This window comes from Sphingobium sp. RAC03 (assembly GCF_001713415.1).
Taxonomy (GTDB): Bacteria; Pseudomonadota; Alphaproteobacteria; order Sphingomonadales; family Sphingomonadaceae; genus Sphingobium.
In genome coordinates, this window is the sequence record NZ_CP016456.1 from 2,993,251 (window position 1) to 3,017,210 (window position 23,960).

Below are 23,960 nucleotides of genomic sequence, written 5' to 3' on the forward strand. Positions count from 1 at the left end.
AAAAGGGCGCGGCCTTCGCAAAGGCCGCGCCCCACAGGCTTACGTCATTCCGCCGTTCAGGCGGCGTCGCGGTCCTTGGCGGTGATCTCCACAAGCTGACCGCCATTGATGGCGATCTTCTTGGGCTTCATCGCTTCGGGCACTTCGCGCAACAGGTCGATCACCAGCAGGCCATCGGCCAAGTCAGCCTTTTCCACCCGCACGAAATCGGCGAGTTCGAACCGCCGCTCGAAGCTGCGGTTGGCGATGCCGACATGTAGATATTTGGACCGATCCGATGCCGACCCTTCATCCTTGCGACCGATCACCTGGAGCAGGTTTTGCTGCGCGGTGATGTCGATCTCGTCGGGACGAAAACCGGCGACGGCCAGCGTCACGCGATAGCGATCCTCCGACAGGCGCTCGATGTTGAACGGGGGATAATTGTCACCCTGGCTCAACCGGGCGTTGTTTTCGATCAGGTCGAACAGACGATCGAAACCCACGGTGGAACGACGATAAGGGGTAAGGTCAAATGCACGCATTGTCATAATCTCCCAAAGAGCAAAATGAACGGGCCGGACCCGAAACAGGCGTCCGGCGATACTGCGCCCAACCCCATAAGGCGGCTGGACAGCGTGGATATGGTTTTGAGCCCGACGGTTTCAAGAGGGCGAAACGGGCATGGGGCGCGCGGAAAAATACCGACCTTGGACCTTTTGTCCAATGGTGATCGTTGGGCGCGAAGGACAAATAAAAAGCGCCCGGATCGTGTTTTCACGATCCGGGCGCTTCATAGACGATTGCTCGTCTCCCCCTTGGTCTGCCTCAACCGCTTCTCAGCCCCCTAAGCTCGAAGCGGGATGCAGTATCCCTGAACCACGGCCTTTTACCTGTGCTTCTAGGGTCTTGCTATGACTGCGGCGGGCCGGAGTCACGGGCAAAATCGGGCGTCTGTGATTTTGCGGTGCGCCCTGTGGCCGTGATGCAACAATCTGGCAATGCTTGCCGTTCGGTCCCGCCATGCCTAGACGATCAGCCTATTCTTCCACAGAGGCCGTCCGCGCCACATGATTCTTTCCCGCTACGAACGCATGATCGCCAAGCGCTACCTTTTGCCCGGCAAGGGGGAGGGGTTCATCTTCCTGGTCGCCGGCATCAGCCTGGCCGCGGTGATGCTCGGTGTCGCCGCGCTCATCATCGTGATGAGCGTCATGAACGGCTTTCGCGCCGAACTGTTCGACAAGATCGTGGGGCTGAACGGCCATGCGGTGGTGCAGGGCTATGGCGGGCGTCTGCCGGACTGGCAGTCGGTGCTGGCGCAGGCGAGGGCGACGCCCGGCGTCACCAACGCCACGCCGATGATCGAGCAGCCTTTGCTCGCCACCTTCAACGGCCGGGTCGAAGCCGTGCTGGTGCGTGGCATGACGGTGCCCGACATCCGCACCAACAAGACGCTCAAGGGCAAGGTGCTGGCGGGGACGCTCAACAATCTGACTGCCAATAGCAGCCGGATCGGCATTGGTTCGCGGCTGGCGGAAAATCTCGGCATCCAGTTGGGCGACAGCCTGACCATCATCAATCCGGCTGGTCGCTCGACCCCGTTCGGCACGGTGCCGCGCCAGGTCGCCTATCAGGTCGCCGCCATCTTCGAAGTCGGCGTCTATGATTATGACAAGGCCTTCGTCGTCATGCCGATGGAGGATGCGCAGACGTTGCTGCTGCTCGGCGACGTGGTCGGCATGATCGAGGTCGAAACCGTCGATGCCGATCGGGTCGGTCAGATATTGGAGCCGCTCGCTGGCAAAGTCGCGGGGCGCGCCGTCGTCACCGACTGGCGACAGATGAACGCTTCGCTGTTCGAGGCGCTGGCCGTCGAGCGGATCGCGATGTTCGTCGTCCTCTCGATCATCGTGCTGGTCGCGGTGTTCAATATCCTTTCCTCGCTCATCATGCTGGTCCGCGCCAAGACGCGCGACATCGCCATCCTGCGGACGATGGGGGCCAGCCGGATCGGCCTGGTCAAGATTTTCATGACGGTCGGCGTCACCATCGGCACGCTGGGCATGGTGGCGGGCATGGTGCTGGGCTTCACTTTCCTCTTCTTCCGCCAGGGGATCGTCAATGCGATCCAGTTCGTGACGGGGCAAAATCTCTGGGATCCCTCGATCCGCTTCCTCACCGAACTGCCATCGCAGCCTGATCCGGTGGAGATTGCCACCATCTGCATCATGGCGCTGGTGTTCAGCTTCCTTGCCACCCTTTATCCGGCCTTCAAGGCCGCCAATACCGATCCGGTCCAGGTGCTGCGCTATGAATGACATATTGAAGGTCACGGGCCTCACCCGCAGCTTCACCCAGGGCGGCGTCACCATCGACGTGCTGCGCGGCGTCGACCTCAATGTGGGGCCGGGCGAGATCGTCGCCCTGCTCGGTCCATCGGGGTCGGGCAAATCGACGCTGCTCCAGGCCGTCGGCCTACTGGAGGGTGGCTTCGATGGTTCGATCCGCATCGGCGGCGAGGAAGCGGCCAAGCTCGACAATGACGGCCGCACCCGCCTGCGCCGTGATGCATTGGGTTTCGTCTATCAGTTCCACCATCTGCTGCCCGATTTCAACGCAACCGAGAATGTCATCCTGCCGCAGGTGATCCGCGACGTGGACATGGGCGCTGCCAAGGCTCGCGCCGAATCGCTGCTGACCGCGCTTGGCCTCGGCCACCGGCTCGACCATCGCCCCAGCCAGTTGTCAGGCGGCGAGCAGCAGCGCGTCGCGGTCGCCCGCGCGCTGGCCAACCGCCCTGCGCTGGTGCTGGCCGACGAGCCGACCGGCAATCTGGATGAGCGCACCGCCGACATCGTGCTTGCCGAATTTTTAGGGCTAGTCCGTGGCGAAGGCTCCGCCGCGCTGGTCGCCACGCATAATGAACGGCTGGCGCAGAAGATGGACCGGGTGGTTCGCCTGCACGAAGGACGGCTGGAACAACATTAAGGCAGGGCGCGACACCAACAGGGATGTCGCGCCTTGTCTGTCACTGCGCCATCGCGGCCAGCTTCTCCGGGCCGATCGCCTGGACCGCAGACTTGAGTTCGTCGATATTGGCCACGGTGCCGCTGGCGGACAGCATGAAGCGATTGGCAATGCTGGTCGCATATTTGCCGTCGCGGCTTTCCTTATCCCAGCTTTCGTTGACCAACTGTCCATCGACCGTCTGCGTACGCTCATAGCCGGTCGCTGTTTCGCGGTTGGACTGGACATTGAACGCTGCGCCAATCCCGGTCATCGCGCCCATCGCCGCCAGGTCGATGATTTCCACCTTCATATCGTCGTCGCCTGCCTGATAGCGGGCGCTCGCTTGCGCGCCGCCAGCCATTCCCGCGCTTTCGATTTCGGTCCGCTCGAACCGACCGATTCGTTCAGGCAACAACGCCTGCAGCGCGGACGGGGACAGGGCGACGGCGGGCGCGCCAGTCTTGGCCGCATCCTCCATCTTGCGCGCGGCTTCCTCCATCTTCTTGCCGGCGGCGTCGAGCTTGCCGAGATCGACCGTGCCGACACCCGGAATGGTCATTTGCCCATCGACTGCGGAGTCCCCCACTGATGGCGCTGCAAATCGCGAAAAGGGCGCGGCGACGGCACCAGCAAGGAGGGACAGCAATATGGCGGCGACGATCGTCACGATCGTATAAGGCATGGCTTTGTCGGCTGGTGCCCGCATCAATCGTGGCAAGCCGAGATACAGGAGATAGAGGCTGTAGAGCCCCAATATACTCAATATGCCGAGCATCGGCAGCAGCAGGAATATTCCGGCCAGCCAACTTGCCGTCGCCGAATAGGCCGCCACCTTGACCGCCTTGATCATATCCTTCTGGCCGCCGAACCGGGGTGCCAGCAAGTTAATCAGCCAGGCCAGCACGAACAGGCCGATCAGTGAAAAGACATATTGGGCAATGGCGCTGCCAACGGCGCCGACCAGCGATGGCCGAAAGCTTATGCCAAGCGCGCCATAGCCGAACATCTGGCCACCAATCAGCCCGGCCAGCGGCGGTATCGCGGCCAGGATCATCGCATAGCCGATGAAGATGCTACCGACGCTGGCAGGTTCAGCGTCGATGACCTCCCATTCGCTTTTGGGTTTGAGCAATATGGATTTCGCCCTGTCGATCAGTCCGGGGGGCGTGGAAACCGGGTTCATGTCCGTCATGATGGCCTTCTCCCTGTTTGTCGCGGAATTTGACCAGCAGGACGCCCCGAAGGCAAGATCATTGTGCGATTTGGAAGAATGATGCGCAGGGGGCTGGCGTCGAATCGCGGCAGGTGCATATTGGGGCCATGCCTCATGCCGCTTTCGTTCCCCTCCGCATATTCTCCTCCTACACCATGCTGGAAGGCGCGATCGATCCCAAGGTCATCGCGAAACAGGCCAAGGCGCTGGGTTTTCCCGCCGCCGCCATCACCGACCGCAACGGCCTTTATGGCTCGATGGCCTTTTCCGATGCGTGCAAGAGCGACGGGGTGCAGCCGATCATCGGCGCCATGCTCGGCATCTTGCGGCCCGGCCGTCCGGCCAATGCGTCGGCGGTCCATGACTGGCTCGCCCTCTATGCGCAGGACGCGACGGGCTATGACAATCTCTGCGCGCTCGTTTCGATGGCGCATCTCGACCGTCCCCTGGAAGAAGTGCCTCATGTCGGCCTCGACGTGCTGGAAGGACGGACCGAAGGCTTGATCGCGCTGACCGCAGGCGGGGAGGGGGCGTTGGCACGCCTCTTTGCCGAGGATCAGCCCGACGCGGCTTTCGCCTATGCCGACCGGCTGCAGGCGCTATTTCCCGACCGGCTCTATGTCGAACTCTCCCGCCGTCTCGATCCCGTCGAAGGCAAGGCCGAGCCCCATCTTCTTGATCTCGCCTATGCGCGTGACCTGCCGCTGGTCGCCACCAACCCGACCTGTTTTACCGAGCCGCATTTCCACGCTGCGCATGATGTGATGCTGTGCATCGCGGACAGCGCCTATGTCGATATGCCCGACCGGCGGACCAGTTCGCCCGATGCCTGGATGAAGCCGACCGGCGAAATGAAGCGGCTGTTCGAGGATCTGCCCGAAGCGCTCGCCAATACGCTGGTCGTGGCGCAACGCTGCGCCGTCGCCGCGCCCAAGCGCAAGCCGATCCTTCCGAGCCTCGCTGGCGATATCGAGGGCGAGGCGCGGATGCTGCGCGACTTAGCGAGTGCGGGCCTTGACGCCCGGCTCGCCAAGCTGGGGATCATCGATAGCGCCGCCCGTCAGCCTTATCTCGACCGGCTCCAGTTCGAGACGGACATCATCATTCAGATGGGCTTTCCCGGCTATTTCCTGATCGTTGCCGACTTCATCAAATGGGCCAAGGATCATGATATTCCGGTGGGTCCGGGCCGTGGTTCGGGTGCCGGGTCGGTCGTGGCCTGGGCGCTGCTGATCACGGATCTCGATCCGCTGCAACTGGGGCTGCTGTTCGAACGCTTCCTGAACCCGGAACGTGTGTCGATGCCCGACTTCGACATCGATTTTTGCGAAACCCGGCGCGGCGAAGTCATCCGCTACGTCCAGCAGAAATATGGCGTCGATCATGTCGCGCAGATCATCACCTTCGGAAAGCTGAAGGCGCGCGCCGTTCTGAAGGATACCGGCCGCGTGCTCCAGATGAGCTACGGCCAGGTCGACCGTCTAGCCAAGCTGGTGCCCAACCACCCGACCGACCCCTGGACGCTGGAACGCTCGTTGAACGGCGTTGCCGAGTTCCGCGCCGAATATGACAATGACGCGCAGGTCAAACGGCTGATCGACTATGCGATGAAGCTGGAAGGCTTCCCCCGCCACAGCAGCACCCATGCCGCCGGCGTGGTGATCGGCGACCGGCCCTTGCAGCAGCTCGTGCCGCTCTATCGCGATCCTCGGTCCGACATGCCCGTGACCCAGTTCGACATGAAATATGTCGAGGGCGCTGGCCTTGTAAAGTTCGACTTTCTGGGGCTCAAGACGCTGTCGGTGCTGCAAAAAGCGGTCCAGCTTTTGGCGGCGCGCGGCGTGACGGTCGATCTCGATACGCTCGCCTGGGACGATAGCGCGGTTTACGACCTGCTCCAGCGTGGCGACACGGTCGGCGTGTTTCAGTTGGAATCCGAAGGCATGCGCAAGACGCTCGCCGCCGTCCGACCGACCAATTTCGGCGACATCATCGCGCTTGTCTCGCTCTACCGGCCTGGCCCAATGGACAATATTCCGATGTTCGGCCGCCGCAAGAACGGGCAGGAGGCGATCGAATATCCCCACATATTGCTGAAACCGATCCTCGAAGAAACCTATGGCATCTTCGTCTATCAGGAACAGGTGATGCAGGCAGCGCAGATATTGGCGGGCTACAGCCTTGGCGACGCCGACCTGTTGCGCCGCGCCATGGGCAAGAAGGTTAAGGCGGAGATGGACGCGCAGCGCTCGCGTTTCGTCGAGGGCTGCGCCGCCAAGAGTGACATTCCCAAGGCCAAGGCGAACGAACTGTTCGACTTGATCGACAAATTTGCAGGCTATGGTTTCAACAAGAGCCACGCCGCCGCCTATGCGTTGCTCGCCTATCAGACGGCCTGGCTTAAGGCGCATTATCCGGCGGAATTCTACGCCGGGTCGATGGCTTTCGATATCCATCTGACCGACAAGCTGACGATCTTCGTCGATGATATGCGCCGCATGGGGCTGACCTGCCTTGCGCCCGACATCAACCGAAGCCAGGCGGACTTTTCGGTCGAGGCTGTCCCTTATGAAGGCGAAGACCCGCGTTTGGGCTTTGCCGTGCGCTATGCGCTGGGTGGCCTCAAGGGCGTGGGCGAGAAGGCGATGGACCAGTTGGTCGCGGAGCGCGATGCGGCGGGGCCATTCAAATCGCTGGATGATTTCGCCGACCGTATCGAGCCGCGCCTGCTCAACCGGCGGCAGTTGGAAAGCCTGGCGGCGGCGGGGGCGTTCGATGATGTCCATCCCGACCGTGCGGGAGTCCATGCTGCCGCAGAAACGATCCTGGCCGTCGGCGTCAGCGCGGCGCAGGCGCGGGAGAGCGGGCAGGGTGGCCTGTTCGGCGACGTTGAGACGCCCCATGCTGATGTTCGCATTCCGCCGCATCAGGCCTGGACCGTGTCCGATCGCATGGCGCAGGAAAAGGAGGCGTTCGGCTTCTATTTCTCCGCCCATCCCGTCGATCGCTACCGCCATCTGGCCGACGCGCGCGGCGCGCGCAGCTATGGCGCGGTCTGTCAGCAGCCGGTGGGCATGCCCAACGAGGAAGGGCGCGTCATGACCATCATGGCGGCCATGGTGGAAGATGTGCGCTGGCGCGAAACCAAGCGCGGCGCGCGTTATGCTAACGCGACCTTCTCCGACAGTAGCGGGCAGTTTCAGGCCAGTTGTTTCGAAGAAGATGCGTGTAAGGCGATCGAGGAATTGGCGCGCGACGGTGATTGCGCGCTGCTGGTCGTCGAACTCGACCGGCTGCCGGGCGAGGAAACCCCGCGCGTCACGGTGCGCGGCGTCGAGCCTTTCCGCCAGATCGCCAGCGCATCGCGCATGGAACTGACGGTCGATGTAGAAACGGCGGAGGCGGTTGCCAAGCTGGCCGAGATATTGGGGCAGGCCGAAGGGGGCCGCAGCGAAATTTTCCTGCGCGCGCCGGTCAGCGATGGCCAAGCGGCCCGCGTCTTCCTAGGCGACAGGTTCAGCCTGGGCGCGGATCAGGTCGATGCGATCGGGGCTATCCGGGGGCTTACCATCCATCGCTTCGAGCGGATGGATGTGAAGGCGGACGGCTATAAGACGCGCACCCGCCGGTCGGGCATGCGGTTGGTCGGCTGATCAGAAGAGCCGCATCTGCGCGCCTTCGGGCGGGCGGAACAGGTCGGTGCGCAAGGTCAGCCGATCGTCGCCAAAGCCCGCCTTCCGCCGCGCCTTGACGAAGCGGCTGCGGATCAGATCGGCCCAGACCCCGTGGCCGCGCATCCGGCTGCCGAAATTAGGGTCATTATCGCGCCCGCCGCGCAAGTCGCGGATGATCGCCATCACCTTGGCCGCGCGGTCGGGATGGTGCGCGTCGAGCCAGGCGCGAAACAGTGGCGCCACCTCATGCGGCAGGCGGACGAGGATATAGTTGATATCGCGCGCGCCTGCCGCTGCGACGCGGGCGACCACGCTTTCGATTTCATGGTCGTTGATGGCCGGAATGATCGGCGACATATTGGCTGTCACGGGAATGCCCGCTTGCGCCAGTTGCGCGATCGCTTCCATCCGCCGTTCAGGATGAGGTGCGCGCGGCTCCAATGTGCGGGCTACCTTGGGGTCGAGCGTGGTGACGGAGAGCATCACCGCCACCAGATTGTCGCGCGCCAGGTCCGCGAGCAGATCGATGTCGCGCAGGATGCGGTCGGACTTGGTCGTAATGAAGGTGGGGTGCCGTGTTTCGACCAGCACCTCCAGCACCTGCCGCGTGATCCGCCAGTCCTTTTCGATCGGCTGATAGGGATCGGTATTGGTGCCCATCGCGATCGGCGCAACGCTGTAATTTTTCCTGGCCAGTTCGGCGCGCAGCAGGGCGGCGGCGTCGGGCTTGGCGAAGAGCTTGGTTTCGAAATCCAGCCCCGGCGACAGATCATGATAGGCGTGGCTTGGCCGCGCGTAACAATAGATGCAGCCATGTTCGCAACCGCGATAGGCATTGATCGACCGGTCGAAGCCGATGTCGGGGGAGGCATTGCGGGCGATGATGGTGCGCGGCCGTTCAACCGTGACTTCGGTGCGGAGTTGCGGGAGTGCGCCTTCCAACATGGCCAGATCGAGCCAGTCACCGTCCACCGCGCGCTGCGGCAGATTGAAGCGATGGCTTTCGCCGTTGACGGTCGCGCCTCTGCCCTTTTCGATGGTCATGACCAAGAATAGAACAAATAAGGAACGATGGCAACTGGTTGGCCAAGCGCCGGTTCAGAATGGGGGCACTGGCGTCGCAGGGGCGGCGTCCCTATAGCTAAGTGCATGGCATCAACCCAAAAGCACAAGACACCGGACAAGGTCCGCCCCGCAGGCTTCCCGACGCGCGATCAGGTGATGGACTTCATCACCACATCGGACCAGCCCGCGGGCAAGCGGGAGATCGCCAAAGCCTTCGGCCTCAAGGGGCAGGAGAAGATCGCGCTCAAGGCGCTGCTCAAGGATATGGCCGACGAAGGGCTGATCGATCTTGGCCCGGCGCGGGCCTTCCACAAGCTGGGCGGGGTGCCCAAGGTGACGGTGCTGCGGATCATCGATGTCGATGACACGACGCTGATCGCGACCCCGGAACGGTGGGAAGCCGAAGGCCAGCCCGCGCCGCGCCTGCGGGTCGTAGAGCGCGGCAAGCGCGGCGCGCTGACCATTGGCGATCGAATCCTGGCGCGGACCGAGGAAGCCGGGCGCGGCTGGGTTGCGCATCCGATGAAGAAGCTCGCCAAGGCGACCGAGATGCTGCTGGGCGTGGTCGAGGAGATGGCCGACGGCAAATTATGGCTGCGCCCGGTGGACAAGCGCATCCGCAAGGATACGCCGATCAGCGACGCGGGCACCGCCAAGAAGGGCGATCTCGTCCTGGCCGAGCCATCCGGCCGCCCGCCGCGCATTTCGGCGCGGGTGACAGACATATTGGGCGACCCGTTCGCGCCGCGCAGCTTCAGCCTGATCGCCATTCACAAACATGGCATCCCCCATGTCTTTCCCGAAGCGACCGAGGAAGAGGCGCTGGTCGCCGCTGCCCTGCCGCTGCATGAGGACAAGCGCGAAGACCTGCGCCACTTGCCGATCGTGGCGATCGATCCAGTGGATGCGCGCGATCATGATGATGCCGTGTGGGCGGAAGCGGACAGCGACCCGGACAATAGTGGCGGGTTTCGCGCGATCGTCGCGATTGCCGATGTCAGCTACTATGTACGCCCCGGCAGCGCGCTCGATCGCGAAGCGCGCAAGCGCGGGAATAGCGTTTATTTTCCAGACCTTGTCGTGCCGATGCTGCCGCATCAGTTGTCGTCGGACATGTGTTCGCTCCGGGCCGGACAGGACCGGGCGGCGATGGTGTGCCACCTGACCATCAATGCGCAGGGCAAGGTGACCGCCTGGCGCTTTAGTCGCGCGGTCATCCGCGTCGCGTCGGTCATGGCCTATGAGGATGCGCAGGCGGCGATCGACGGCACGGGCGAGCATGAATTGCTCGAAACGGCGCTCAAGCCGCTTTGGGCTTGCTGGGCCTTGTTGCACAAGGCGCGGCTGGCGCGCGAGCCGTTGGCGCTCGACCTGCCCGAACGGCGGGTGGTGCTGGACGAATGGGGCAAGATCGTCAGCGTCGCTGTCCGCGAACGGCTCGACGCGCATATGCTGATCGAGGATTATATGATTGCCGCCAATGTCGCGGCGGCCAAGGCGCTGGAAGCGAAGAAGGCGCCGGTCATGTACCGCGTCCATGAACCGCCAAGCCGCGACAAGCTGGTCGCGCTCAAGGAATATCTGGCGACCTTCGACATTGAATTTGCGCTGGGGCAGGTGATCCGGCCCGCGACCTTCAACCATCTGATCAAGCGGGTGGGGGAAGCGGAAGCGAAGCCGCAGATCATGGAGCAGATCCTCCGCAGCCAGACCCAGGCCTATTATAGCCCGCAGAATATGGGGCATTTCGGCCTGGCGCTTGGTTCCTATGGCCATTTCACCTCGCCGATCCGCCGCTATGCCGACCTTTTGGTCCATCGCGCGCTGGTCGGGGCTTATGGGCTGGAACTGCCCACGCCCAAGGGCGGGACCATCCCCGATCGATCCTCGCTGAGCCAGGAGGATTATGAGAATATGGGCAAGGTCGGCGAGATGATCTCCGGCCATGAACGGCGCGCGATGGAGGCCGAGCGCGATACGGTCGATCGCTATGTCGCGGCGTTCCTGGCCGCCCATGTCGGCGAGCTGGTCAAGGCGCGGATTACCGGAGTCCAGAATTTCGGCTTCTTCGCGACGGTCGATGGCCTGGGCGGTGACGGGCTGGTGCCGGTATCGACCATGGGCGCTGAACGCTTTTTCTATGACGAGGCGGGCAAGGCGCTGGAAGGGGTCGAGAGCGGCGATCGCTATACGGTCGGTCAGCGGCTGGAACTGCGGTTGGCCGAGGCGGACCCGATCAACGGATCGCTACGCTTCGAACTGCCCGATCATCCCGCGCCGCGCGGCGGGCCGATGAAGCGCGACCGGACACGGCCGGGCAGCCATCGCGGGCGGCCAGTCAACATCCGGCATATGGGGGCGAAGCGGGGCAAGCATAAGCGGTAAGGGTAATGTTTAGAGTATCCGTGATGGTCAAGCGCATGCTGTGGTCCAGAGACGATCTGCCCTGAGTAGCGCATTTGCGGTGACGATGAGCTTTCGCATGATGGCTGTGATGGCGATTTTGGCGGGTTTTCCGGCAGCGATGAGCTGCTGGTATTTGGCCTTGAGGTTTGGATTGAATCGGGCGGCGACCAGAGCAGGCATGTAGAGAGCCTGTCGGACATTGGCCCTACCGCCGCGGATGAAGCTTTTGCCTTTCCATTGGCCGGACTGGCGCGCGACCGGGGCAAGTCCGGCGAGCGAGGCAGCCTGCTTGTTATCGAGCGATCCGAGTTCGGGCATGGTGGCGATGATCTGGTTGGCGGTGAGTGTGCCGAGGCCAGCGATGCTGGTGAGAATGTGGTGGCGCCGGACGAGCTTTTCATCTGCGGCAATGACGGCCGCGATTTCAGCGTCGAGCGCAGCGATGTGGCGAGCGATCTGTTCGAGCCGTTGGCTGCACTGGCGCTTAAGCAGCGTGACGGTGAGGTTCTTTTCGCGGTTTTTGAGCGCGGTGCGATCACGCACCAGACCATCGCGGGCGTTGACGAGTTCGGCCAGTTGGTTCTGCTGCGGGCTTCGGGCGGGCCTGACCGGGGGTTTCAGCGTCACCGCCATCCGTGCGAGCAGCCTGGCGTCGATGCGATCGGTCTTGGCGAGCGTGCCTGTCGCCTGAGCGAAGCGCCTTGCCCGTTCCGGGTTGAGCTTGACGCAGGGCATATGGCCGAGCGCGACCTCCAGCGCGCGGTGGTAGATGCCGGTAGCCTCATAGGCGATCCGCTCGACCTCCCATTGCCCGGCCCATGCGATCAGGGTCTTGTGGCCCTTGGTGGTGTTGGGGAACTGGCGCTCGATCCCGATGGGATGGACATAGCAGTCCAACGTCGCTTTGGAGATGTCGATGCCGATGGTTTGTGGTAGAGAGTTGCTCATCTTTTTCGCTGTCCCATGCTTGTCATCCGGGCCTTAAAAGCCCCGGTATCCGTTCGGGCCTGATGAAAAAGAAAGGGGCGATCCTACTCTAACCCGGTCCCTTCACGACCAGCGGTTTTGCGATCCGTCCCCTTCCGTCCGGTCCGGGGTGGCCACCCCGGACCGGACATCGCATCCTGACCCGAACGGACCACAAAGTCATAAGACAAGCGTGATGACTTTACTCAGAACCGTTCGTCCTGAGTAGCCATTGAGCGAAGTCGGAGTCGCAGACGACCGAAGGGCAAATGGCGTATCGAAGGATATAAGCGCAGCCGACCCTTCGATACGGGTCTTCGACAAGCTCAGCCCCTACTCAGGGCGAACGGAGTGATGCGACTTAAAGTCATCATGCTTGTCTTATGACTTTGTGGTCCGTTCGGGTCAGGATGCGATGTCCGGTCCGGGGTGGCCACCCCGGACCGGACGGAAGGGGACGGATCGCAAAACCGCTGGTCGTGAAGGGACCGGGTTAGAGTAGGATCGCCCCTTTCTTTTTCATCAGGCCCGAACGGATACCGGGGCTTTTAAGGCCCGGATGACAAGCATGGGACAGCGAAAAAGATGAGCAACTCTCTACCACAAACCATCGGCATCGACATCTCCAAAGCGACGTTGGACTGCTATGTCCATCCCATCGGGATCGAGCGCCAGTTCCCCAACACCACCAAGGGCCACAAGACCCTGATCGCATGGGCCGGGCAATGGGAGGTCGAGCGGATCGCCTATGAGGCTACCGGCATCTACCACCGCGCGCTGGAGGTCGCGCTCGGCCATATGCCCTGCGTCAAGCTCAACCCGGAACGGGCAAGGCGCTTCGCTCAGGCGACAGGCACGCTCGCCAAGACCGATCGCATCGACGCCAGGCTGCTCGCACGGATGGCGGTGACGCTGAAACCCCCGGTCAGGCCCGCCCGAAGCCCGCAGCAGAACCAACTGGCCGAACTCGTCAACGCCCGCGATGGTCTGGTGCGTGATCGCACCGCGCTCAAAAACCGCGAAAAGAACCTCACCGTCACGCTGCTTAAGCGCCAGTGCAGCCAACGGCTCGAACAGATCGCTCGCCACATCGCTGCGCTCGACGCTGAAATCGCGGCCGTCATTGCCGCAGATGAAAAGCTCGTCCGGCGCCACCACATTCTCACCAGCATCGCTGGCCTCGGCACACTCACCGCCAACCAGATCATCGCCACCATGCCCGAACTCGGATCGCTCGATAACAAGCAGGCTGCCTCGCTCGCCGGACTTGCCCCGGTCGCGCGCCAGTCCGGCCAATGGAAAGGCAAAAGCTTCATCCGCGGCGGTAGGGCCAATGTCCGACAGGCTCTCTACATGCCTGCTCTGGTCGCCGCCCGATTCAATCCAAACCTCAAGGCCAAATACCAGCAGCTCATCGCTGCCGGAAAACCCGCCAAAATCGCCATCACAGCCATCATGCGAAAGCTCATCGTCACCGCAAATGCGCTACTCAGGGCAGATCGTCTCTGGACCACAGCATGCGCTTGACCATCACGGATACTCTAGCTTGCCCGCAATGGTGGTGCTTCATTCTCGACTTGGTGCCGGAGCGTTTGGGTGGGAGATGGGTTCCCGCTTTCGCGGGAATGACGGCGCGTGGATCGAGCGTCAGCTCAGGCGGTCGATCGATTCCGCGTCGAGTGCGCCGGGGATGACCATGATGGGGCAGGGCATGCGGCCCGCATCTGCGCCGGCGAAATGCGATACCAGAGGGCCGGGCGGGCCGCTGGCGGCGGCGCCCAATACCAGTGCGGCGACATCGTCCATTTCGTCGAGAGTTTCGCGCACGACAGCAACGGCTTCGCCCTGGCGCACGGTGATGCTGGGACGGATGCCGGATTCATCCATCAATGTTCCGGCGGCACTGGTTACCAGCGCCTCGGCGCGTTGCAGCGCTTCATCCTCCATGGTGGCCTGCACGCCGCCCCATTGGACGAACTCGGCCGGTGGGATCAGGGCGAGGATGCGGACGGTGCCGCCGGTCTTGGCTGCACGCCGCGCGGCAAAGCGCAGCGCGGTTTCAGCCTCCGGCGATTCGTCCACGACAACCAGATATGCCCGCACTGAATATTGCCCCTGCAAAGATTTGATGGCCATGCCGTTCGGTCAATCGGACCGAACGAACCATAGGGGTGAAATGTGGGCCATAATCGGCTTTGGCGCAAGGCGTCCCTTGACCGTTCCGGCGAATGCGTGAAAACGAACAGCAAATGGCGCGTGCCGCATAATTGAAGAAGAGGCCCAGAACGCATGAGCAAGACGATCCAGATGCCCGCTTTGTCCCCTACCATGGAGGAAGGGACGCTGGCCAAATGGTTGGTCAAGGAAGGGGATACGGTATCGTCCGGCGATCTGCTGGCGGAAATCGAGACCGACAAGGCGACGATGGAGTTCGAAGCGGTCGATGAAGGCGTGATCGCCAAAATCCTGGTATCCGAAGGCTCCGAAGGCGTGAAAGTCGGCACCGTGATCGCGATCATCGCCGAAGAAGGCGAGGACGTCGCGACCGTCGCTGCCGGTGGTGGCGAAGCTGCGCCCAAGGCCGAGGCAGCGCCTGCCAAGGCGGAAGCCGAAGCGCCTGCCGCAGCGCCAAAGGCTGCGGCTGCGCCCGCCGCTGCTGCCCCCGCCGAGGGTCGGGTCAAGGCCAGCCCGCTCGCGCGCCGTCTGGCCCAGGACAAGGGCATCGATCTGGCGGCGGTCACCGGTTCCGGTCCCAATGGCCGTATCGTGAAGGGCGATCTGGACGGGGCCAAGGCAGGCACGGCCAAGTCGGCCGCCGCGCCTGCTGCCGCCCCTGCCGAAAAGGCTCCTGCGGCCCCGGCACCGGCCGCGCCGACCGGCGCGCAGGATTTCGGCATTCCGCACGAGGTCGTCAAGCTGAGCGGCATGCGCAAGACGATCGCGCGCCGCCTGACCGAATCCAAGCAGCAAGTGCCGCACATCTACCTGACGGTCGATATCCAGCTCGATAAGCTGCTCAAGCTGCGCGGCGAACTCAATGCGGGGCTTGCCAGCCGCAAGGTCAAGCTGTCGGTCAACGACCTGCTGATCAAGGCGCTGGGCGTGGCGCTGGCCGAGGTGCCCGAATGCAACGTCCAGTTTGCGGGCGACCAGATGCTGCAGTTCAAGCGCGCCGACATTTCTGTCGCGGTGTCGATCCCCGGTGGTCTCATCACCCCGATCATCACCGATGCCGGCAGCAAGGGCGTCGCCGCCATCTCCGACGCGATGAAGGATCTCGCCAGCCGCGCCAAGGACGGCAAGCTCAAGCCGGAAGAATATCAGGGCGGCACCGCCTCGCTCTCCAACATGGGCATGTTCGGCATCAAGCAGTTCGAAGCGGTCATCAACCCGCCCCAGGGCATGATCATGGCGATCGGCGCGGGCGAGAAGCGGCCGTTCGTGGTCGATGACAGCCTGCAGATCGCGACCGTCATGTCGGCCACCGGCAGCTTCGATCATCGCGCCATCGACGGTGCCGATGGGGCGCGTTTGATGAAGGCGTTCAAGGAATTGATCGAAAACCCGATCGGCATGCTCGCCTGATGCCGTTCGTCGACGAGCAGCCGCCGGAGCATCACCCGGCGGTGCGGGTCATCGCCATGCCCGCCGATACCAATCCCTATGGGGATATTTTCGGCGGCTGGCTGATGAGCCTGATGGATTCGGCCGCAGGATCGGTAGCCGCGCGCTACAGCCATGGCCGTGCCGTGACGATCGCGGTGGAGGGCATGACGTTTCTGCGCCCGGTCGTCGTCGGCGACGAGGTTTCGGTGTTCGCTACCCTCAAATCCGTTGGGCGCACGTCGATGAAGATTGCGGTAGAAGCGTGGCGTCGTGCGCGACATGACGATCGATCCTATCGCGTGACCCAGGCGACCTTTACCTTCGTGGCGATCGGAGAGGATCGCCAGCCCCGTTCCGTTCCGCCGATCGCGGAAGCCTAATTACAAGAAGCGAGTGTGACCCATGGCTGATACCTACGATCTCATCGTCCTCGGCTCCGGCCCCGGCGGCTATGTCGCCGCGATCCGCGCTGCGCAGCTCGGCCTCAAGACGGCCATCGTCGAGCGCGAAAATCTGGGCGGCATCTGCCTCAACTGGGGCTGCATCCCGACGAAGGCGCTGCTGCGGTCGGCCGAGATTTTCCATTATATGCAGCATGCCAAGGATTATGGCCTGGCAGCGGACAATATCACGGCGGACATCGAAGCGGTGGTGAAGCGGTCGCGCGGCGTTGCCAAGCAGCTCAATCAGGGCGTCACCCACCTGATGAAGAAGAACAAGATCACCGTCCATATGGGCGATGGCAAGCTGGTGGCGAAGGGCAAGCTGTCCGTTACCAAGGATGGCAAGACCGAGGAACTGACGGCCAAGCATATCATCATCGCGACCGGCGCGCGCGCCCGCGACCTGCCGCAGCTCAAGGCCGACGGCAAGCGGGTGTGGACCTATCGCCACGCCATGACGCCGCCGGAAATGCCAACCAAGTTGCTGGTCATCGGGTCTGGCGCGATCGGCATCGAATTTGCGAGCTTCTACAACGACATGGGCGCTGATGTGACCGTGGTCGAGATGATGGACCGCATCGTTCCCGTCGAAGATGCCGATGTGTCCGCTTTCCTGGAAAAGGCGGTCAAGAAGCAGGGCATGACCGTGCTGACCGGGGCCAAGATCGAAAAGATCGCGACCGGCGACAAGGGCGTGACCGCGACGATCAAGGACAAGACGGGCAAGGCGATCGAGGCCGAATATAGCCATGTGATCGTGGCGATCGGCATCGTCCCCAATGTCGAAAATCTGGGTCTGGAAGAGGTCGGCGTCGAGCCGGACCAGCGCTTCCACGTCAAGACCGACGCCTATGGCCGCACCAATGTCGATGGCATCTGGGCGATCGGCGACGTGACCGCGCCGCCATGGCTGGCGCACAAGGCGAGCCATGAGGGCGTGATCGTCGCCGAGATGATCGCGCAGGTGCTGGGCAACAAGGATGTCCATCCCCATGCGATGGACGTGCGCAACATTCCAGGCTGCACCTATTGCCACCCGCAGATCGCCAGCGTCGGCCTGACCGAAGCGAAGGCGAAGGAAGCGGGTTATGAGGTGAAGGTCGGCATGTTCCCCTTCATCGGCAATGGCAAGGCGATCGCACTGGGCGAGGCCGAGGGCTTCACCAAGACCGTGTTCGACGCAAAGACCGGCGAATTGCTGGGCGCGCATATGATCGGCGCGGAAGTGACCGAGATGATCCAGGGCTATACGATCGGCAAGACGCTGGAGACGACCGAGGCGGAATTGATGCACACGGTCTTCCCGCATCCGACCATTTCGGAGTCGATGCACGAAAGCGTTCTGGCCGCTTATGGGCGTGCGATCCATATCTGATCGCTGGACACGGGAGAAAGGCGCGGGGGCTATGGTCCTCGCGCTTTTGTGCATCGTCGCCATTGCGTGGATGCAGCGCGCGGGGTGGCTGGATGGCTTGAATGTCGGCCTGATGGGCGCGGCTGGCGAAGCACGCGATAGTGCTTGGGGCGGGCCTTCCATTGCGCTGATGCGGCTGGTGACGGCGATCGGCGACACGATCGGCAGAATTGCGATATTGGCGGTGGTGTTTCCCCTTTTGTTGTGGTGGCGTCGGCGGGCCGATGCGCTGTGGCTGGCGCTGATGATGGCGGGGGGTACGGCGCTCAACCTGATCCTCAAACAGATATTCGCCGCGCCGCGCCCCGACCTGTTGCCGCATCTCGACATCGTCCAGAGTTACAGCTTTCCGAGCGGCCATGCGGCGGGCAATATGATGTTGTTCGGCGCACTGGCGATGCTGGCCGGGCGGCGCAGCGTCTATTGGGCGGCGGGCGTGATGATCGCACTGATCGGTATCAGCCGGGTGTGGCTGGGCGTGCATTGGCCGAGTGACGTGATGGCGGGTTGGGTCACCGGGTTCGGCTGGCTGCTGCTGTGCCGGGTGTGGTTACCAGCGCGGCGAGGGTAGCAGTAAAGCGCGGGCGAGGCTGTCATGCGGTGGCATGCCGTCGGTGGTGATGAAGCCATGAACCCAGAAACTGTCGAATAGCGTCATGGCGGCGATGACGAGCAGCAGCAGGGCTGTGCCTGCGAACAGACGGGGCGCGCCGCGCATCGGCCGGTCAGGCGAGAGGGCGATCAGGATCAGGGGCAGGATCGGCAGGAAATAGCGGCCCTGCGTCCCCTGAATATAGTCGGCACCCAATGGCGTGCCGGTCAGATACATGGCGGTTTCGATCAGCAAGGCGATGCCACCCGCAACAGCCAGCCACCAGAGCCGCTGACCGACGCCGAAACGCGCGCCTGTGCCAGTTGCGATGCCTGTGCCGAGCATGAGCAGGGCAAGCGGATAGGCGAGCAGCGGCAGCAGGATGGCGTTCCAGCCGAAGCGTCCGACGATCTGGAGGGCATAGACGGGCGCGCGTTCGGTCACGCTGGAGACGAGGATGCGGACATAGGCTAACGGATCGTGCAGGATGACGGCCAGTTGGTCGGCGAGCGGGGCGGTCATCATCGTCTCGCCGGTGCGGCGCGACTGGATATGGTAAAGCGCCTGACTGCCGCCGGACAATGTCATCCACAAGATGAAGCCGATGGCCCCCACCAACATCGCCCCGATCAGCAGCCATGGCCGATAGTCGCGCCGGTCCTGCGGCCAGCGCAGGCCTGCCGCCATGATGGGGAGATAGACGCCTTTGGCGAGGGCCAGAAGCGGGGCAGTGACGAACAATCCGGCGGCGCGGGCGGGGCTTGCGCCCATGAAGCCGATCCGCAGCGCCAGGGCGAGGCCGAGAAAGCCGAGGCCATTGATGACCGCATCGGGCGAGAGTGATCCGGTCTGATAGGCGAAAGTCGGGAGCAGCGCGGTCGCGAGCAGGGCATTGCGGCCGAAGGGCAGGCATTGCAGCGCGGCGATCAGCAGCAACAGGCCGGTCGCTGCATTGACGAGGCGACCGACATAGAAGGCAGCGCGCCGCGACAGGTCGAGCGCTTCGCCCAGATACAGGCCGACTGCACCGGGGGCGTAGAGAGTGGGCGCGTAGCTCGCAACATTGGGAAAGTCGGCGAAGGCAGTGCCGGGCCGCTGCGCATCCGCATCGTCACTCCGTTCCAGCGTGGCGCGATCGAAGCGGCGCAACGTGGGCGGAACATCGGTGGGGAAATCGACGGCGTGAAAGTCCACGGCGGCGCGCGGCAAGGTCGCGCCGATCAGATCGCCGCGCTGTTCGGTCAGGACGCGGCCTTCCGACAGCAGTAGCGCCTTCATATAATGCTGATTTTCGTCGGGCGCCTGGAAGGGGGGCGTGATCAGCGTGCAGAAGAGCGTGGCGATGGCGATAGCCGCCAGCAACAGCCTTTCCAGCCCGCTCCATGGCGCGGCCAGCAGCATGTCGGCGCTACGGGCACCCGTTCTAGTCCTGATCCGTTCGCTTCGCATCGCCGCCGCACTTTACCCTATGACCGCGATGCTAAAGCCCAGCCCTTAATATTTCCCGTCCGTAACTCAATTTTGCTGGGGTTGCCTTAGCCGTCCTCTTCGACCGCCCGCTTGATCGGCGGGTGCAGCCGCAACCGGGTCACGCGCCGTCCGTCGCTGGCGAGGATTTCGAGTTTCCAGCCGCTTTGGTCGTGCATCAATATTTCGCCGGGTTCAGGCACGCGGCCCGCGATGACGAAGGCGAGACCGCCCAGCGTATCGACATCCTCGTCGATATCGCCCAGCTTCTCGTCGATTTCCTCGGCAACGTCCTCCAGTTCGGCGCGGGCATCGGCTTCCCACAGACCGTCTTCCAGCGGGACCAGCATCGCTTCAGGGGCATCGTCATGCTCATCCTCGACCTCGCCGACGATTTCCTCGACCAGATCCTCGAAGGTCAACAGCCCCTCGGTGCCCGAATATTCGTCCAGCACGATAGCAAGATGGGTACGCTTGGCGCGCATTTCGGCTAGCAGGTCAAGCGCGCCCATGCTTTCAGGCACATAGAGCGGCTGACGGATCAGCGGTTCGAGCGTGTCGGGCACGGGGTCTTTGCCCGCCAATATGGCGAAGGCGTCGCGGATATGGACCATGCCAACGATGGTATCGAGCGTGTCGCGATAGACCGGGATGCGGCTATGGCCCGCTTCGGCGAACAGCGCGGCGAGATCGGCGAAACTTGCTTTCTCCTCGATCGCGATGATGTCGGCGCGGGGCACGGCGACGTCATCGACCGTATGTTCGGAAAAATGGAGGAGGTTGCGGACCATCTGCCGCTCGATCGCCGACAGGTCGCCCTTGGTCGGCGGCGCTGCGCCGACTTCCTCGCTATCCTCGTCATATTCGTCGAGCGCCTCTTCCAGTTCCTGTCGCAGGCTGGTGGATTCGCCATCGCCGAACAGAAGCGACTTGATGCCGCTCCATAAGCCGCCGTCGTTACTACTGTCCGATTCCTTGGAACCGTTGCCGTCCTTCGGGCTGCCCTCAGCCATAGTTAGTCCTAATCCCCTGTCATCATGCGATCCCCATAGGGATCCGGAAGTCCGAGACTGGCCAGCGCGGCGATTTCCAACGCTTCCATGGCCTGCGCCTCATTGTCGTCCATATGATCATATCCGAGCAAATGAAAAGTCCCGTGTATCATCAAATGCACGGCATGATCGGCGATGGAGATGCCCTTGTCGGCCGCTTCGGTGGCGCAGATCCCCTCGGCCAGCACGATGTCGCCGAGCAGGACTTCGCCATCGTCGGTGTTGGCGGTGCCCTGCAACAGGTCGGCCTGCACCATCGGAAAGGACAGGACGTTGGTCGGCTTGTCCTTGTCGCGATAGGCGCGGTTCAACTCATGCACTTCGGCGTCGCTGGTCAGCTTGACCGCGATTTCATACAGCGCCTGATCGGTCGCGAAGGCCGCATAGGGGCTGTGGGCGATGGCGGCGGCGACGGCGCTTTGGGCAAGTTGTTCCCAGTCCGCACCGGGCCAGCCATCTTCGTGGAGGAGAGCGACTTCAATCATGATATGCCTTGCTTTCCGTTCGGGCTGAGCGAAGTCGAAGCCCGTGCCAGAGCGAAGCGAAGGCGCCTCGCTCTGCTCGGCCGGGCATTTCGACTTCGCTCAGTGCGAACGGACGAGTATGTCGTTTACGCATCCGGCCCCTCATAGGCCTGGACGATGCGCCCGACGACGGGATGGCGGACGACGTCGCCGATGCCGAAGGGCACCATCGCGATCCCTTCGACTCCATCCAGACGCGCGACCGCATCGGCGAGGCCCGATGCGCCGGGCTGCGGCAGATCGACTTGCTTGGGATCGCCGCAGACGACCATGCGGCTGCCTTCACCGAAACGGGTGAGGAACATCTTCATCTGCGCGATGGTGGTGTTCTGCGCTTCGTCCAGCACGATGAAGGCGTTGGCAAGGGTGCGGCCGCGCATGAAGGCGAGCGGTGCGATTTCGATCTCGCCGCTGGCGATGCGTCGTTCGACCTGCTCGGCGGGGAGCGTGTCATAGAGCGCGTCGTAGATCGGACGGAGATAGGGATCGACCTTCTCCTTCATGTCGCCGGGCAGGAAGCCGAGCCGCTCGCCCGCCTCGACCGCGGGGCGCGACAGGATCAGCTTGTCCACCGTGCCGGTGATAAGCTGGCTGACCGCCTGCGCGACAGCGAGATAGGTCTTGCCGGTGCCTGCTGGCCCCAGGGCGAAGATGATGTCGTTGCGGTTCAGCGCCTCCATATAGGTGACCTGGGTGGCCGAGCGCGGGACGATCGTCTTCTTGCGGGTGCGGATCATCACCGTGGGCGGTTCGGCGACATCATGGCGGATGATGCCGTCCAACGTCGGTTCGGACGACATGGCGATGACGGCCTCGACTGCGCCGGTGTCGATCTGCTGCCCCGCGACGATGCGGTTGTAGAGGCCGGTCATGACGTCGCGCGCGCGAGCGGCGGCCTGCGCCTCGCCTTCGATCTGCAGCTTGTTGCCGCGCGCGGCGATGTAGACGCCCAGCCGATTTTCGATCGCAACCAGATTGCGGTCATATTGGCCAAACAACGTGCCGAGCAGATGCGGCTTGTCGAAGGTGACTTCGAGTTTTGCCCGTTCGGTGACTTCGCTGCGATGGTGGGGGTTCGGTTTCTTGCCCATGGTCAGCCTCCCTTGCTCGTCATGCATCTCTTGAAGATCCGCCACAGCGGTCGATCGGAGAGATGGCGTCCCGCCCATGCGGGAATGACGAGGCTTTGGTTCAAGCGGCTTTCCTCCTGCTATACTCGCCGGCCAGACTATTGGGACCGGCGCTGATGATATCGACTTCGATAAGGTCGCCGATCGCACTATCGGGCGCGGTGACGTGGACGGACTGGAGCCAGGGCGTTTTGCCGATCAACTGACCGGGATAACGGCCTTTGCGCTCCAGCAAGATATCAGTGCGGCGACCCACGGTGGCGCTGTTGAACGCAACCTGATGCCGGTTGATCGCGGCCTGGAGCCGGGCAAGGCGTTCGTCCATGACGGCAGCGGGAATCTGCCCGTCCATGTCGGCGGCCGGGGTGCCGGGGCGGGGGCTATATTTGAACGAATAGCATTGGGCATAGCCGACCGCATCGACGATGCGGAGCGTATCTTCGAACTCCGCGTCGGTTTCGCCGGGGAAGCCGACGATGAAGTCACCCGACAGGGCAATGTCGGGCCGCACCGCACGAACCCGGTCGAGGAGGCGCAGATAGCTCGCCACATCATGGCTGCGGTTCATGGCCTTGAGGATGCGGTCATTGCCCGACTGTACCGGCAGATGGAGGAAGGGCATTAGCTTTGCGCAATCGCCATGGGCGGCGATCAGGCCGTCGCTCATGTCGTTGGGGTGGCTGGTCGTGTAGCGGATACGATGGAGACCGGGCAGCTCGGCCAGTCCGCGCACCAGCCCGTCCATGCCCTGCATCCGGCCTTTGTCATCCTCGCCCGACCAGGCGTTGACGTTTTGACCCAACAGGGTGATTTCCTTCACGCCGCCATCGACCAGCGCCTTGGCTTCGTCAAGGATGGCGGTCCATGACCGGCTGATCTCCGCGCCGCGGGTGTAGGGCACGACGCAATAGGTGCAGAATTTGTCGCACCCTTCCATGATCGTCAGGAAGGCGGTGGGGCGCGCCTGCTTGGTGCGGGCGGGCAGCGCGCCGAATTTGGAGGCGGCGGGCATGTCGGTATCGACGGCCTCTTCCCCGCGTCCGGCCTTTTCGATCAGGTCGGGCAGGCGGTGATAGGCTTGCGGGCCGACGACGATGTCGACGGTCTTGGCCCGGCGGCTGATCTCGCTGCCTTCGGCTTGCGCGACGCAGCCTGCGACCGCGATCATCGGGCGGGTACCATCTTCGCGGGTCATGCGGCCGATGTCGGAATAGACCTTGTCCACCGCCTTTTCGCGGATGTGGCAGGTGTTGAGGATAACCAGATCGGCATCCGTCCCGTCCGCCGCCGCCGTCATTCCCTGCGCGCCAAGCATCTCGGCCATGCGCTCGCCATCATAGACGTTCATCTGGCAACCGAAGGATTTGACGTGGAAGGTGGCAGGCGCTTTGGGGGCATCGGTACGATTCATGGCCAC

Annotated in this window: 19 protein-coding genes; 9 read left to right on the forward strand and 10 right to left on the reverse strand. The window is 63.2% G+C overall.

Annotated features, from left to right (window positions below; genetic code table 11):
- Positions 1–56 precede the first annotated feature (56 nt).
- Positions 57–530 carry an Hsp20 family protein gene (locus BSY17_RS18995; protein WP_171899275.1) on the reverse strand — a complete coding sequence of 158 codons (474 nt, stop codon included), beginning with the start codon at positions 528–530 and terminating at the stop codon, positions 57–59.
- 519 nt (positions 531–1,049) lie between these two features.
- Here BSY17_RS18995 and BSY17_RS19000 point away from each other — a divergent pair.
- Positions 1,050–2,300 carry a lipoprotein-releasing ABC transporter permease subunit gene (locus tag BSY17_RS19000; protein ID WP_069066642.1) on the forward strand — a complete coding sequence of 417 codons (1,251 nt, stop codon included), beginning with the start codon at positions 1,050–1,052 and terminating at the stop codon, positions 2,298–2,300.
- Positions 2,293–2,970 carry an ABC transporter ATP-binding protein gene (locus BSY17_RS19005; RefSeq protein ID WP_069066643.1) on the forward strand — a complete coding sequence of 226 codons (678 nt, stop codon included), beginning with the start codon at positions 2,293–2,295 and terminating at the stop codon, positions 2,968–2,970. Before BSY17_RS19000 ends, BSY17_RS19005 begins: the two co-directional genes overlap by 8 nt.
- Positions 2,971–3,010: 40 nt before the next feature.
- Here the strand turns inward: BSY17_RS19005 and BSY17_RS19010 are convergent, their stop codons facing one another.
- On the reverse strand, positions 3,011–4,183 hold the full coding sequence (locus tag BSY17_RS19010; RefSeq protein ID WP_069066644.1) for a Yip1 family protein: 1,173 nt from the start codon (positions 4,181–4,183) through the stop codon (positions 3,011–3,013).
- A 128-nt stretch (positions 4,184–4,311) separates the two neighbouring features.
- Between BSY17_RS19010 and dnaE the strand changes: the two genes are divergently transcribed.
- Positions 4,312–7,857 (forward strand): DNA polymerase III subunit alpha, encoded by a 3,546-nt coding sequence (gene dnaE / locus BSY17_RS19015; RefSeq protein ID WP_037474602.1) that lies wholly within the window; start codon positions 4,312–4,314, stop codon positions 7,855–7,857.
- Here the strand turns inward: dnaE and BSY17_RS19020 are convergent, their stop codons facing one another.
- Positions 7,858–8,922, reverse strand: coding sequence for a PA0069 family radical SAM protein (locus BSY17_RS19020; RefSeq protein WP_069066645.1), 1,065 nt, complete (start codon positions 8,920–8,922; stop codon positions 7,858–7,860).
- A gap of 105 nt (positions 8,923–9,027) precedes the next feature.
- Here BSY17_RS19020 and rnr point away from each other — a divergent pair, with 105 nt between their 5' ends.
- Positions 9,028–11,328, forward strand: a complete 2,301-nt coding sequence (rnr, locus tag BSY17_RS19025; protein ID WP_069066646.1) for a ribonuclease R — start codon at positions 9,028–9,030, stop codon at positions 11,326–11,328.
- Between the two features lie 27 nt (positions 11,329–11,355).
- On the opposite strand, the gene BSY17_RS19030 is transcribed toward rnr, so the two are convergent.
- Positions 11,356–12,297: an IS110 family transposase gene (locus tag BSY17_RS19030; RefSeq protein ID WP_006966739.1), complete on the reverse strand. Its 942-nt coding sequence runs from the start codon at positions 12,295–12,297 to the stop codon at positions 11,356–11,358.
- A gap of 603 nt (positions 12,298–12,900) precedes the next feature.
- Here BSY17_RS19030 and BSY17_RS19035 point away from each other — a divergent pair.
- Positions 12,901–13,842: an IS110 family transposase gene (locus BSY17_RS19035; protein WP_006966739.1), complete on the forward strand. Its 942-nt coding sequence runs from the start codon at positions 12,901–12,903 to the stop codon at positions 13,840–13,842.
- A gap of 120 nt (positions 13,843–13,962) precedes the next feature.
- On the opposite strand, the gene BSY17_RS19040 is transcribed toward BSY17_RS19035, so the two are convergent.
- Complete coding sequence (locus BSY17_RS19040) at positions 13,963–14,418, reverse strand: universal stress protein (RefSeq protein WP_069067086.1); 456 nt, start codon at positions 14,416–14,418, stop codon at positions 13,963–13,965.
- Positions 14,419–14,604: 186 nt separating this feature from the next.
- Between BSY17_RS19040 and BSY17_RS19045 the strand changes: the two genes are divergently transcribed.
- From BSY17_RS19045 to BSY17_RS19060, 4 genes are read left to right on the forward strand one after another with little or no spacing between them, the layout of a single operon-like run.
- On the forward strand, positions 14,605–15,900 hold the full coding sequence (locus BSY17_RS19045; protein ID WP_069066647.1) for a pyruvate dehydrogenase complex dihydrolipoamide acetyltransferase: 1,296 nt from the start codon (positions 14,605–14,607) through the stop codon (positions 15,898–15,900).
- A complete protein-coding gene (locus BSY17_RS19050) occupies positions 15,900–16,301 on the forward strand; it encodes an acyl-CoA thioesterase (RefSeq protein WP_037474587.1) in 402 nt (133 codons plus the stop codon). The genes BSY17_RS19045 and BSY17_RS19050 overlap by 1 nt, the downstream gene beginning before the upstream one ends.
- Positions 16,302–16,323: 22 nt before the next feature.
- Entirely contained in the window at positions 16,324–17,739 is a 1,416-nt protein-coding gene (gene lpdA, locus BSY17_RS19055; RefSeq protein ID WP_069066648.1) for a dihydrolipoyl dehydrogenase, read from the forward strand.
- Positions 17,717–18,349 carry a phosphatase PAP2 family protein gene (locus BSY17_RS19060; RefSeq protein WP_069066649.1) on the forward strand — a complete coding sequence of 211 codons (633 nt, stop codon included), beginning with the start codon at positions 17,717–17,719 and terminating at the stop codon, positions 18,347–18,349. Before lpdA ends, BSY17_RS19060 begins: the two co-directional genes overlap by 23 nt.
- Here the strand turns inward: BSY17_RS19060 and BSY17_RS19065 are convergent.
- The 5 genes from BSY17_RS19065 to miaB all read right to left on the reverse strand — a co-directional run bounded on the left by BSY17_RS19065 (position 18,329) and on the right by miaB (position 23,954).
- Positions 18,329–19,771 carry a DUF2142 domain-containing protein gene (locus BSY17_RS19065; RefSeq protein WP_237236388.1) on the reverse strand — a complete coding sequence of 481 codons (1,443 nt, stop codon included), beginning with the start codon at positions 19,769–19,771 and terminating at the stop codon, positions 18,329–18,331. The two genes, BSY17_RS19060 and BSY17_RS19065, sit on opposite strands and share 21 nt — an antisense overlap.
- A 134-nt stretch (positions 19,772–19,905) precedes the next feature.
- Entirely contained in the window at positions 19,906–20,850 is a 945-nt protein-coding gene (locus BSY17_RS19070) for a hemolysin family protein (RefSeq protein ID WP_069066651.1), read from the reverse strand.
- 8 nt (positions 20,851–20,858) lie between these two features.
- Positions 20,859–21,374, reverse strand: coding sequence for an rRNA maturation RNase YbeY (gene ybeY, locus BSY17_RS19075; protein WP_069066652.1), 516 nt, complete (start codon positions 21,372–21,374; stop codon positions 20,859–20,861).
- 125 nt (positions 21,375–21,499) lie between these two features.
- Positions 21,500–22,504: a PhoH family protein gene (locus BSY17_RS19080; RefSeq protein ID WP_069066653.1), complete on the reverse strand. Its 1,005-nt coding sequence runs from the start codon at positions 22,502–22,504 to the stop codon at positions 21,500–21,502.
- Positions 22,505–22,604: 100 nt separating this feature from the next.
- Positions 22,605–23,954: a tRNA (N6-isopentenyl adenosine(37)-C2)-methylthiotransferase MiaB gene (miaB, locus tag BSY17_RS19085; protein ID WP_069066654.1), complete on the reverse strand. Its 1,350-nt coding sequence runs from the start codon at positions 23,952–23,954 to the stop codon at positions 22,605–22,607.
- Positions 23,955–23,960: the final 6 nt, after the last annotated feature.

What these genes read in the sequence shown, in the direction of transcription:
- BSY17_RS19005 (WP_069066643.1), top strand. Translation starts at nt 2,293, where the DNA reads ATGAATGACATATTGAAGGTCACGGGCCTCACCCGCAGCTTCACCCAG.
- BSY17_RS19065 (WP_237236388.1), bottom strand. Translation starts at nt 19,771, where the DNA reads ATGCTGCTGGCCGCGCCATGGAGCGGGCTGGAAAGGCTGTTGCTGGCG.
- lpdA (WP_069066648.1), top strand. Translation starts at nt 16,324, where the DNA reads ATGGCTGATACCTACGATCTCATCGTCCTCGGCTCCGGCCCCGGCGGC.
- dnaE (WP_037474602.1), top strand. Translation starts at nt 4,312, where the DNA reads ATGCCTCATGCCGCTTTCGTTCCCCTCCGCATATTCTCCTCCTACACC.
- BSY17_RS19035 (WP_006966739.1), top strand. Translation starts at nt 12,901, where the DNA reads ATGAGCAACTCTCTACCACAAACCATCGGCATCGACATCTCCAAAGCG.
- BSY17_RS19010 (WP_069066644.1), bottom strand. Translation starts at nt 4,183, where the DNA reads ATGACGGACATGAACCCGGTTTCCACGCCCCCCGGACTGATCGACAGG.
- miaB (WP_069066654.1), bottom strand. Translation starts at nt 23,954, where the DNA reads ATGAATCGTACCGATGCCCCCAAAGCGCCTGCCACCTTCCACGTCAAA.
- BSY17_RS19000 (WP_069066642.1), top strand. Translation starts at nt 1,050, where the DNA reads ATGATTCTTTCCCGCTACGAACGCATGATCGCCAAGCGCTACCTTTTG.
- rnr (WP_069066646.1), top strand. Translation starts at nt 9,028, where the DNA reads ATGGCATCAACCCAAAAGCACAAGACACCGGACAAGGTCCGCCCCGCA.
- BSY17_RS19080 (WP_069066653.1), bottom strand. Translation starts at nt 22,504, where the DNA reads ATGGGCAAGAAACCGAACCCCCACCATCGCAGCGAAGTCACCGAACGG.
- BSY17_RS19050 (WP_037474587.1), top strand. Translation starts at nt 15,900, where the DNA reads ATGCCGTTCGTCGACGAGCAGCCGCCGGAGCATCACCCGGCGGTGCGG.
- BSY17_RS19060 (WP_069066649.1), top strand. Translation starts at nt 17,717, where the DNA reads ATGGGCGTGCGATCCATATCTGATCGCTGGACACGGGAGAAAGGCGCG.
- BSY17_RS19020 (WP_069066645.1), bottom strand. Translation starts at nt 8,922, where the DNA reads ATGACCATCGAAAAGGGCAGAGGCGCGACCGTCAACGGCGAAAGCCAT.
- BSY17_RS18995 (WP_171899275.1), bottom strand. Translation starts at nt 530, where the DNA reads ATGACAATGCGTGCATTTGACCTTACCCCTTATCGTCGTTCCACCGTG.
- BSY17_RS19030 (WP_006966739.1), bottom strand. Translation starts at nt 12,297, where the DNA reads ATGAGCAACTCTCTACCACAAACCATCGGCATCGACATCTCCAAAGCG.
- BSY17_RS19045 (WP_069066647.1), top strand. Translation starts at nt 14,605, where the DNA reads ATGAGCAAGACGATCCAGATGCCCGCTTTGTCCCCTACCATGGAGGAA.
- ybeY (WP_069066652.1), bottom strand. Translation starts at nt 21,374, where the DNA reads ATGATTGAAGTCGCTCTCCTCCACGAAGATGGCTGGCCCGGTGCGGAC.
- BSY17_RS19070 (WP_069066651.1), bottom strand. Translation starts at nt 20,850, where the DNA reads ATGGCTGAGGGCAGCCCGAAGGACGGCAACGGTTCCAAGGAATCGGAC.